General features: G+C 70.5%; 6 protein-coding genes and 1 pseudogene. 6 read left to right on the top strand and 1 reads right to left on the bottom strand.

Annotation, left to right across the window (positions count from 1 at the left end):
• The 6 genes from KBI5_RS17515 to KBI5_RS17490 all read left to right on the top strand — a co-directional run.
• The coding region (locus KBI5_RS17515; protein ID WP_085015854.1) for a ubiquinol-cytochrome c reductase cytochrome b subunit at positions 1–1485 on the top strand (1485 nt) is incomplete at its 5' end.
• Between the two features lie 1083 nt (positions 1486–2568).
• A complete protein-coding gene (gene pdhA, locus KBI5_RS17510) occupies positions 2569–3735 on the top strand; it encodes a pyruvate dehydrogenase (acetyl-transferring) E1 component subunit alpha (RefSeq protein WP_035912136.1) in 1167 nt (388 codons plus the stop codon).
• Entirely contained in the window at positions 3732–4721 is a 990-nt protein-coding gene (locus KBI5_RS17505; protein ID WP_085015852.1) for an alpha-ketoacid dehydrogenase subunit beta, read from the top strand. Before pdhA ends, KBI5_RS17505 begins: the two co-directional genes overlap by 4 nt.
• A 4-nt stretch (positions 4722–4725) precedes the next feature.
• On the top strand, positions 4726–6018 hold the full coding sequence (locus KBI5_RS17500) for a dihydrolipoamide acetyltransferase family protein (RefSeq protein WP_023841666.1): 1293 nt from the start codon (positions 4726–4728) through the stop codon (positions 6016–6018).
• A 72-nt stretch (positions 6019–6090) separates the two neighbouring features.
• Positions 6091–7140: a prephenate dehydratase gene (pheA, locus tag KBI5_RS17495; protein ID WP_011436895.1), complete on the top strand. Its 1050-nt coding sequence runs from the start codon at positions 6091–6093 to the stop codon at positions 7138–7140.
• Positions 7141–7418: 278 nt separating this feature from the next.
• Positions 7419–8822: a WS/DGAT domain-containing protein gene (locus KBI5_RS17490; protein WP_085015853.1), complete on the top strand. Its 1404-nt coding sequence runs from the start codon at positions 7419–7421 to the stop codon at positions 8820–8822.
• A gap of 77 nt (positions 8823–8899) precedes the next feature.
• On the opposite strand, the pseudogene KBI5_RS17485 reads toward KBI5_RS17490, so the two are convergent.
• Positions 8900–9655, bottom strand: a pseudogene (locus KBI5_RS17485) (CapA family protein); the annotation flags it as partial.
• Positions 9656–9754 lie beyond the last annotated feature (99 nt).

Below are 9754 nucleotides of genomic sequence, written 5' to 3'. Positions count from 1 at the left end.
GACCGGCGCCTGGGCAGCGCGAGGTTCCTGCGCAGCGTGATGAACAAGGTCTTCCCCGACCACTGGTCCTTCATGATCGGCGAGATCGCGCTCTACAGCTTCGGCGTGCTCGTGGCCACCGGGGTCTACCTGACGTTCTTCTTCGAACCCAGCGAGCAGCAGACCGTCTACGACGGCTCCTACGTGCCGCTGCGCGGGGTGACGATGAGCCGTGCCTACGCCTCGACCCTCGACATCTCCTTCGACGTCCGCGCCGGCCTGGTCATCCGCCAGATCCACCACTGGGCGGCGCTGCTGTTCGTCGCGGCGATCATCGTGCACCTGTGCCGGATCTTCTTCACCGGCGCCTTCCGTCGCCCCCGGGAGATCAACTGGCTGATCGGGGTGAGCCTGCTGCTGCTCGCCATCGCCGAGGGCTTCGCCGGCTACTCCCTGCCCGACGACCTGCTGTCCGGGACCGGGGTGCGTATCGCCTACGCGATCGCCGAGTCCATCCCCGTCGTGGGAACCTGGATCGCCTGGGGCTTCTGGGGTGGCGAGTTCCCCGGCACGCACTTCATCACCCGGCTCTACGTGGTGCACATCCTGCTCGTCCCGGGTCTCCTCCTCGCGCTGATCGGCGCCCACCTGGGGATCCTGTGGCACCAGAAGCACACCCAGTTCCCCGGCCCTGGCCGGACGGAGGACAACGTTGTCGGTAGCCGGCTGTTCCCCGGCTACGCCGCCAAGTCGGTCGGTTTCCTGCTCATCACCGCCGGCCTGCTCGCGGTGCTCGGCGGCGTCGCGCAGATCAACCCGGTCTGGGCCTACGGCCCGTACACCCCCATGGACGTCTCCTCGCTGGCGCAGCCGGACTGGTACGTCGGGTTCCTCGAGGGCTCGCTGCGGCTGTTCCTGCCCTGGGAGTACCGGGGCCTCGGCCACGACGTCCCGCCCGTACTCTGGCCGGGGGTGGTCCTGCCGGGAGTGCTGTTCGGCCTGCTCGCGGCCTACCCGTTCCTGGAGGCGCTGGTCACCCGGGATCATGATCAGCACAACCTGCTGCAACGCCCCCGCCATCACCCCGACCGCACCGCGTTCGGGGTGATGGCGCTGACCTTCTACGGCGTCCTGCTGCTTGCCGGCGGCGACGACGTGTTCGCCCTCGTCCTGCACCTGTCCCTCAACGCCGTCGTCTGGGCCGGCCGCATCGGCCTGCTGGTGCTGCCACCCTTCGCCTTCTATGCCACCCGCAGGCTCTGCCGCGCCGCTGCCGCCCGCGAACGCCGGCAGGCGGCCGCTCCCGAAGAGACCGGCTGGATCCGCCTCGAACCCGCCGGCCGGTACACCGAGGTCGAACTGCCGAAACCCTCGGCCCCGGCACCCGCCCTCGCCGCCGCCGAGCGAGTCCCACCCGCCATCGAAGGCCCCACCAGTGGCCGCCAGCGCGGGCAGGCCCGCCTCCGTCGCGCCGTCGTCGGCTTCTTCACCCGTCCCCGCGCCTAGCATTCGGCCGGCGGGGGCCCATAATGGGTATTCCCGGAACGCAAGCATCAGCCAACAGGCGACCACCATTTGAACGGCGCGCCGAGAGGATCAACTCGCCTGGCCCAACCAATAAAAACTTGGCGCGGGCTCGGAGAGCAACGTAACAGCCGTCGAAGGCACTTTCGGCGGGCTCCCACGAGACGCTGGTCACAGCGGAGAACCGATGTCCAGGGAAATTCAACCGACAAACATGGCATCGAAACAGCCGGGTACTTCCGCGGCGAGCGGTACTGGCCGGCTCGTTCGGTGAACGTCGCGCTGCGCACTTCACGCCCGCCGGGGCCCGACTCGGCGAGGATCGGGCCCGCACGGCCCTGACCAGGCAGATTCACTCCTGTCGCCGGTGAGATGACAATCACCTCAAGCCCTCGGGGTCGGTTTTCCACCGGTTACGTCAGACTCGCTACCCCCGCCTCTTCGGCGAGTCGACCTACGAAAGTATTTCTACCTGATGCGCGGCGCGCTCCACGCATTAATGCCATGCCGGAGCCCGCACGATGACTATCAAGGTGATTATGGACACGATCCAGCCGCCGACGGGGGATGGAAAATCAGAGGACCAGAGCCGAGAAGTTGAGCGGAGGAGGATCGTGACCACGGACGGCGCCCGAACCGGGCAAGCCGGCGAACCGGGACAGCTCAAGCGAGGCCACGGCTCCCCGTACCTCGCTTCCTGATCGTCGAACCTGGCCTGGGCGGCTCATCCGGACGGTGAGAAGCACCTCTCGTCCTGGCCAGGCTGTTACTCAGGTCCCGCAGCTCGACTCGGAGTCCGACGTCCGAGGTCCGGCGTCCGCGTCCGGAGCTCGAGACCGCGAGCCAGCACGCATCGAGGACCGCTGGCCGAGCGGACCTTACTGCTGATCGTGCACCGGCGCTCCACTTCCGCGAGACCGACCAGGCCCGATGGTGGACGACTCCTCCCCAGTTCGTCCGCCAGCCCACGGACAGCTCCGACCTGCATCAGCAGCCGGTCAACGGCGGCGTAGACCTGACCGGAATCCCCGAACCCTTTCCGCCACCAACTGCCGAAGGTGGACCATGACAATCCTCGACGACAGCACCGCGCCCGGCTTCGTCGGGCCGCCGAGCTCCCACGGTCCGCGTCGTGACCCGGCTCCGCTCCTGCCCGACCCCGAGCCGGTCCGGGTCCTCGGCACGGAGGCGGTGGGGAAGGTCGACACCGATCTGCTGCGCGTCCTGTACCACCGTCTGGTGCTGGGACGGCGCTTCAACCAGCAGGCCACGACCCTGGCCAGGCAGGGCCGCCTCGCCGTGTACCCGGCGTCCACCGGCCAGGAGGCATGCCAGATCGCCGCGGCCATGGTGCTGCGGGAGTCGGACTGGCTGTTCCCCAGCTACCGCGACACGCTGGCGGTGGTGTCGAGGGGCGTGCGCCCGGTGGACGCGCTGACGCTGATGCGCGGGAACGCGCACAGCGGCTACGATCCGCGGGAGCACCGGATCGCGCCGCTGTCGACTCCGCTGGCCACCCAGGCCTGCCATGCGGTGGGCCTGGCCCACGCCGCTCGCCTGCGCGCGGCCTCGGATCCGTGGGCGGCGGAGGACGTCGTGGCGCTTGCCCTGATCGGCGACGGCGGCACCAGCGAGGGCGACTTCCACGAGGCGCTGAACTTCGCCGGGGTGCTGAACGCGCCAGTGGTGTTCCTGGTACAGAACAACGGCTATGCGATTTCGGTGCCGCTGGCCCAGCAGTCCGCGGCGCCGACGCTGGCACACAAGGCGGTGGGCCATGGGATCATCGGTCGTTTGGTGGACGGCAACGACGCGCCCGCGGTGCACGGTGTGCTGCGCGCGGCGGTCGAGCACGCGCGGTCGGGTCGCGGCCCGGTGCTGGTCGAGGCGGTCACCTACCGGCTGGAGGCGCACACCAACGCCGACGACGCGACCCGCTACCGCACCTCGGAGGAGGTCGCCGCCTGGCAGGCCCGCGATCCGCTGACGCTGCTGGAGCGGCAGCTACGCAAGGCCGGTCTCCTCGACGACGCCGGCGTCGCCGCAGTCGCGCGGGCCGCCGAGGAACTCGCCGCCGAGATGCGCGCCCAGTTCGATCGTGTGCCTGATCTCGATCCGGGCTCACTGTTCACGCACGTCTATGCCCAGCCGACCAGCCAGCTTCGTGAGCAGGCCGCCGAGCTGATGGCCTGGCAGGCCGCGGACGCAGCCAAGAGCGACGACGCACGATGAGCGCCGCGACCATGGTGCGGGCCCTCAACGCCGCGCTGCGCGACTCGCTGCGCGAGGACGCGCGCGTCCACATCCTCGGCGAGGACGTTGGCACTCTCGGCGGCGTCTTCCGAGTCACCGACGGCTTGGCTGCCGAATTCGGCGCGCAACGCTGCCTGGACACCCCCCTGGCCGAGGCAGGCATCCTCGGTACCGCCGTGGGCATGGCCATGTACGGCCTGCGGCCCGTCGTGGAGCTGCAGTTCGACGCCTTCGCCTACCCCGCGTTCGAGCAGCTCGCGTCGCATGTGGCCAAGATGCGTAACCGCACGGCCGGGAAGACCACGCTGCCGATCACCATCCGCATCCCGTACGGCGGCGGCGTCGGCGGCGTCGAGCACCACAGCGACTCCAGCGAGGCCTACTACGCGCACACCCCCGGCCTGCACGTCGTCACCCCCGCCACCGTCGCCGACGGCTACGGGCTGCTCCGCTCGGCGATTGCCTCGGACGACCCGGTGGTGTTCCTGGAGCCCAAGCGGCTCTACTGGTCCACGGACGAGCGGTCCACGGACGACTTCTCTGCGGCCGAGGTGCCGCCGATCGGCCGGGCGGTGGTCCGCCGGACCGGTACCTCGGCGACCCYCCTGACCTACGGCCCCTCGCTCCCCGTGTGCCTCCAGGCGGCGGCGGCCGCGCGCTCGGAGGGCTGGGACCTGGCGGTGGTCGACCTGCGCTCGCTGGTCCCCTTCGACGACGAGACGGTCTGCGAGGCGGTCCGCGCCACCGGGCGCGCCGTTGTGGTCCACGAGGCCGCGGGTTTCGGCGGGGTCGGTGCGGAGATCGCTGCCCGCGTCAGCGAGCGGTGCTTCCACCACCTTGCCGCCCCCGTCCTGCGGGTCACCGGCTTCGACATCCCTTACCCGCCCCCCATGCTCGAACATCACTACCTTCCCAGCGTCGACCGCATCCTCGACGCCGTCGCCCGACTCCAGTGGGAGCAGTGACACCGTGGCCGCGGTACGCGAATTCCCCCTCCCCGACCTCGGCGAGGGCCTGACCTCCGCCGAGGTCGTCCGCTGGCTTGTCGGCGTCGGGGACGTCATCACCGTCGACCAACCCGTAGCCGAGGTCGAGACCGCCAAAGCCGTCGTCGAGGTGCCCTGCCCCTACGCCGGCGTCGTCACCTCCCTCGCCGGCCTGGCCGGTACCAGTGTCCCGGTCGGCACACCACTGATCACCGTGGCCGTCAGCGAGCCGGCAGCAGGGCGAACGGGTTCCGGGAACATCCTCGTCGGTTACGGCACCAGCACGGAACCCTCCCGAACCCGCCGCCGACGACGCGTCGGCGCTCCCGAAGCGCCCCCCGTACCGGCGCTCACCCCGACTCCCGGACCGGCGACGCCACTCGGGCCTTCCGCCCAGACCGTGGTCAAGGTCGTCTCGCCCCTCGTTCGCCGCTTCGCCCGCGAGAACTCCGTCGATCTCCGAAAACTCGTCGGCACCGGCCCGGACGGGCTGATTCTGCGCAAGGACGTGGAGAGTGCCATCGCCCCGCGTTCCGCTCCGTCGCGCCCGGCGGAGACCGACTCGACCGTCGTCCCGCTGGACCCGCTGGCGCGGCGCGCGGCGGAGACGTTCGCGCGCAGCAGGCGCGAGGTGCCGGACGCCACCTGCTGGGTCGACACGGATGCCACCGCGCTGCTCGCCGCCAAGGACACCCTCAACGACACCCGCAACGCGGGGGGCGCCGAGCCCAGAATCGGTCTCCTGGCRATCCTGGCCCGCATCTGCGTCGCCGCCCTGGTCCGCTTTCCCGCACTCAACTCCGCCGTCGTCACCGACGCGGACGGCCGCGCGACCGGCGTGCGCCACCACGCCGCCGTCCACCTGGGATTCGCCGCCCAGACCCCGCGCGGCCTGGTCGTGCCCGTGGTGCACCACGCTCAGGGCCTGACCACCGCTCGACTGGCCGCCGAGATCGCCCGGTTGACCGCCGCCGCCCGCGCGGGCACGCTCACTCCCGCCGAGTTGACCGGCGGCACGTTCACGCTCAACAACTACGGCGTCTTCGGTGTCGACGGCTCCACGCCCATCATCCACCACCCCGAGGCCGCGATGATCGGCATCGGCCGGATCGTCCCCAGGCCCTGGGCGGTGGACGGCGAACTGGCGGTCCGCAGGATCGTGCAGCTTTCGTTCACCTTTGACCACCGAGTCTGCGACGGCGCCACCGCCGGGTCCTTTCTGCGCTTCGTCGCCGACGCGGTCGAAGACCCCACGGTGCTGCTGCGCCACCTCTGACCACCGCACCTCTGACCACCGCCTTACCAGCAGGCGATGACCGTTGCCCGCCCCGGTCCTAGGAGGTCTGTCTTGCCTGCTTACCCCCCCCGCTACACCTACCTCGGCCCCGAGGGGACCTTCACCGAGGCCGCGCTGCGGACGCTGCCGGATGCGCGGACGCATGAGCTGTTCCCCTCCCTCTCCGTGGCGGAGGCGTTGGACGCGGTGCGCAACGGGGACGCGTCCGGCGCGCTGGTACCGATCGAGAACTCCGTCGAGGGGGCAGTTACCGCCACGCTGGACGAGCTCGCGACCGGCAGGCCGCTGATGATCTGCCGCGAGGTGCTGCTACCGATCAGCTTCGCGCTGCTCGTGCGGCCGGGAACCACGCTGGAGGACGTCAAGACCGTCACCGGCCACCCGGTCGCCCGGGCCCAGGTACGCCGCTGGCTCGCGGCTCACCTGCCGTACGCGGAGTGGGAATCGGCCGCGTCCAACGCCGAGGGGGCCCGGCTGGTGCGGGAGGGGCGCTTCGACTGCGCCTTCGCCGGGGAGTTCACCGCACGGCGCTACCGACTGGAGGCCCTCGTGACCGACATCCACGACGTCCCCGACGCCACCACCCGTTTCGTCCTGCTCGGCCGTCCAGGCCGCGCCACCGCGCCGACCAACACGGACAAGACGTCCATCGTGGTGTGGCCGGCCGCGGACGAGCCGGGCGCGCTGCTGGAACTCCTGCAGGAATGGGCCGTTCGCGGGGCCAACCTGATGCGGATCGAGTCCCGGCCGACCGGCGAGGGCCTGGGCCGGTACTGCTTCTCGATCGACGCGGAAGGGCACATCAGCGACCGCCGGGTGCGCGAGGCCCTGATGGGGCTGCACCGGATCTGCCGGAAGATCCGTTTCCTGGGGTCTTACCCCCGCGCCGACGAGGCCGCCCCGTCCGTACCCCCAAGCATGACGGATCACGAGTTCGTCAGGGCCGCCGACTGGCTCGCTCGCTGCCTGGACGGCCGTGGTGAGGACTGGGAGGCGTGCGGATCTGGGCGGCGTGCGTGCCTGGGCGGCGTGCGAACTGGGCGGCGTGCGGACGCGATCCGGCGGCCATTGTTCGGTGCGCCTGATGAAGCGGTGCCATAGCCCTTTCGTGGTGATGTCGTAAACGTGTCATTATCTTGCGCTGGCGACGCCATATCTGATTGTTGCTGGTGATGGTGCTCTACGGTGTTCTTTTCCCCATTCGGGTCTGTTCCGTGGAGACGTGCGACACAGACCCCCGGTGGCCTGCTCGGAATCAGGAGTAATAGGTACATGGGCCCATGTGTCTTTGGCGTGTTGACGCGTCAATCTGGTGAAGTTGTTCAGCCCGATTTCCAGGCCCGCGCTCCGCGCCCCAGGACGGGGTGGGGGAGCGTCTGATGGCCCTGCTCGACGTGGTCACGAAGGCCGGTCCCGAGCGGACATACGCTCGTCCACTGACCTCGGGTGACCGGGCCTACCTCGCCTTCAGCCGGCTCAATCCCGGGGAGTTCCAGGACGTCGGTGCGCTGCTGTTCGTCGACGGCCCTCCGCTGGAGCTGGCGGACCTGCGTGCGCACGTCGCCGAGCGGCTGCGCGACCCCCGGGCACGGATGCTTACCGACCGTCTCGAGACTGTCGCGGTCCGGTTCTCCGGTCGCCGCTCGACGGCGAACGAGACCCTCTGGGTCCGCGGTCCGGGCCTGAACGTCGACGACCACGTTGTCGCCATGGACCTACCGTCCGCCGACGGTGTTGGCGGTGTTGGCGGTGTGGGCGGGGGCRACGGTGGTGCCGGCGATGCGCGGCTGCGTGCCGCCGTCGACCGCATTGCCGCCCAGCCGATCGACCTCAGCCGGTCGCCGTGGATGCTCTACCTGCTGCGCGCCCCGGGGTCGTCCGGCACGGTGCTGGTGTATCGGACCAGCCACATCCAGCAGGACGGCTTCGCGCTCTACCAGGCGCTGCACCTGCTCTTCGGGGGGGAGGACGAACTCGACCTCGGTCTGCCTCCCGCTGTCCGCCGGCCGCGGCCCTCGGACTATGCGGGTTTCGTCGGCCGGGGGCTGCGTTGCCTGGCGCCCACCCGCGCCCTCGACGCCTGGGGCGGGCCGCCGGCCGGGCCGGCGCGACATTCCTGGGTCACCACCGATCTGGGCACGCTGCGAGCGGTGGCCCGCCACCACGATGTCACGGTCAACGACGTCTATCTCGCCGCGCTCGCCGGGGCGCTGCGGACGTGGTCCCTTCCCGAATGGCGCCGGGACCGTCAGCCCATCCACGCGCTGATGCCCATCAGTTTCCGGACCGCCGCCGAACGGAACGTGCTGTCGAACTATTCCTCGGGCGTGCGTGTCCCGCTTCCCTGCGGGGAGCCGGACCCCGGCCGGCGACTGGCGTGGATCGCCGCGGAGACCCGTCGCATGAAGAAGGGCGGGCTGGGGGTGGTGGAACGTCACCACTTCTCCACCCTGGCGACGATCGCCTCGCCCCGCATGCTCGCGGGCGCCGCCGCTTACCCGGCCCAGATCCGGAAGATGGCCCTGGTGGCGAGCAACGTCCGGACGATGCGCGGGCCGCTGGCTGTCGCGGGACGCGCGGTGACCGGGCTGGTCGGCACGGGCCAACTACTCGTCGGACGTCAGCATCTGGCCGTCGCCATGCTTGGCATCGACGAGCGGGTCGGTCTCACGTTCGTGGCCAGTGCCAGCGTGCCGAACCACGCCCGGTTGGGGCAGCTGTGGCTGGCGGAACTCGACGTGCTCAGCCGGCTGGTGCCCTCACGCCGGCGTGAGCGTGCCTGACGGACCGGTCCTGACCTTCCGGCCTTCGTCGCTGGCCGAGGCTGTCGAAGCGCTGGAGCGCACCATCGAGGGTTCGCTCATGGCTGGCGCAGCGACAGCACGCCGGGCGCGTTGAGATCGAACCGTGTCCCGAAGCCACGGCTGATCCTGGTGAGAACCCCCCGTAGCCACCCGGCGTCTTCGGGTGCGGCGCGCCACAACCGCATCCGCCGTGTCTGCAGGGGCACCATCCGCAGGCCGGTCAGCGTCGCGCCGGGCGGATCGACGGAGACCCCGGCGGAGACGAAGTACGCCAGCCGCAGATCGTCCCGGTACATTTCGTAGCCGGTAATGCCCTCGTAGTCGTTGATGAAGTCGCCACAGCCGTACAGGACAAGCCGGTCCCGGTACACCTCGACGGGACGCGGATGGTGCGACGAATGCCCGTGCACGACGTCGACACCGCCATCGATGAGCCGGCGGGCGAAGCGGATCTGGTCGTCGTCTACGTCATAGCCCCAGTTGGATCCCCAGTGGACGGAGGCGACGACGAGGTCACCGGGGCGCTTCGCCCGCCGGACGCGGGCGGTCACCTCCTCGGCGGTGGCGTCCGACAGTTCGGGGATGACGTCGATGCCGGCCCGGCCCGGGGCCGCGGCCCACGTCCGTGGAATGCCGCTGGAGGACAGGCCGAACGAGGAGACCAGGACCCGCCGGCCCCCGCCGAGYGGGACCATGGCCGGTTTGCACGCCTCGTCCGCGTCGCGTCCGGCTCCCACCGCTCTCAGCCCGGCCGTGAACAACGCGTCGAGGGTCTCGACGAGCCCGCGGTGGCCGAAATCCAGCAGGTGGTTGGTAAGCATTCACCTGGTTTAGGGATCTTGCTGTAGGTGGCGGTTCGTGGGCGTGGCTGTGGGCCGTGCAGGCGGGGCCGGCGCGGCGGGATCGGTGGG

Source organism: Frankia sp. KB5 (assembly GCF_002099325.1).
Classification (GTDB): Bacteria; Actinomycetota; Actinomycetes; order Frankiales; family Frankiaceae; genus Frankia; species Frankia casuarinae.
The sequence above is the reverse complement of the archived record's forward strand: the minus strand, read 5'-3'. Positions and strand labels throughout refer to the sequence as shown.